We start from the raw sequence: 1222 nt of genomic DNA, 5'->3' as shown, positions 1-1222 counted from the left end.
CCCGCAGACCGCCGGTGTGGGTGAGCGTGCCCACCACCCCCGGGGGCCACACCGGCATCCCCCTGCCACCCCGGGTGATCGGCCCGGGGGGCACGCCCAGGCGGTTCATCGCCTCGCGCGCGCAGGCCCGCGCCGCGGCGAACTCGATCCGGCGGCTCTCCACCGCCCTGCCGATCTGCTCGACCTCGACGGGGTACATGGCGGCCAGCGCCGCCGAATCGGTCATGCCGAGTTCGTCGAACGCCACGGCCACCACGTCGTCCGGCAGTACGTCCCTGATCACCGTTCCTCCTCCAGGTCGGGTCCGTCCTCACCGGGCCGGGCGATCCTCGGCAACCCGTCCCGGTCCCGGATCCACCTCACCTGGGGGTGGTCGGGGACGGGGAGGATCTGACGGGCGAGTGGGTCGGGGCGGCCGCGGGCCGCCCACTCGCGCGGGTAACCCAGCGAGACCTCCTCGAACCGGACCGAGTCATGGACGGTGGTGCGCGGGATGTGCAGGTGCCCGTAGACGCTCGCCGTGGCCCGGTAGCGGCGGTGCCAGTCCGAGGTCTGGTCGGTGCCGCACCACAGCGCGAAATCGGGATGCCGCAGGACCTCGGTCGGTGCGCGCAGCAGGGGCCAGTGGTTCACCAACACGGTGGGGTGCGCCGGGTCCAGGGCCGCCAGTCTGGTGGTCGTGGCCACCAGCCGGGCGGCACACCAGGCGGCGGCGTCCGGGTACGGGGCGGGATCGATGAGGAACTCGTCGGACGCCACCACCCGTCGCTCCCTCGCCCCCGCGAGTGCCGATGCCCGGGACTGGCCGGGTGAGCGGGTCCACGAGTAGTCGTAGAGCAGGAACATCGGCACGACCCACGCCGGGCCTCCCGGACCGGTCCACAGCGGGTAGGGGTCCTCGGGGGTGTCCACCCCGATCGAGCGGCAGGCGTCCACCAGGCGGTCGTACTTGGTGGTGGAGGTGATCCCGTCGTCGTCGGAGGCGATCCACAACTCGTGGTTCCCCGGTACCCAGATCACCCGCTCGAACCGGTCGGCCAGGCGTTCCAGCGCGCCGACCACGTGGTCGGTCTTCTCCGCCACGTCTCCGGCCACGATCAGCCAGTCCCCCGGATGTACGGGCCGGATGTCGTCGATGACGTGCGCGTTGCCCCGGTGCCCGACGTGCAGGTCGGACACCGCGCGCAGACCCGGTCGGCCCGTCACGCCGGAGCCCCCTCGG

General features: G+C 73.0%; 1 protein-coding gene and 1 pseudogene. Both read right to left on the bottom strand.

From position 1 onward, the window contains the following. Positions 1 to 283 (bottom strand): annotated as a pseudogene (locus G6022_RS13795) (4'-phosphopantetheinyl transferase); the annotation flags it as partial. Continuing rightward, positions 280 to 1206, bottom strand: coding sequence for a metallophosphoesterase (locus G6022_RS13790; protein WP_182639395.1), 927 nt, complete (start codon positions 1204 to 1206; stop codon positions 280 to 282). The gene G6022_RS13790 and the pseudogene G6022_RS13795, both read right to left, overlap by 4 nt. Positions 1207 to 1222: the final 16 nt, after the last annotated feature.

The organism is Dietzia sp. Cai40, from assembly GCF_014145165.1.
Classification (GTDB): Bacteria; Actinomycetota; Actinomycetes; order Mycobacteriales; family Mycobacteriaceae; genus Dietzia; species Dietzia natronolimnaea.
This window is presented reverse-complemented; position numbering and strand designations above follow the sequence as displayed.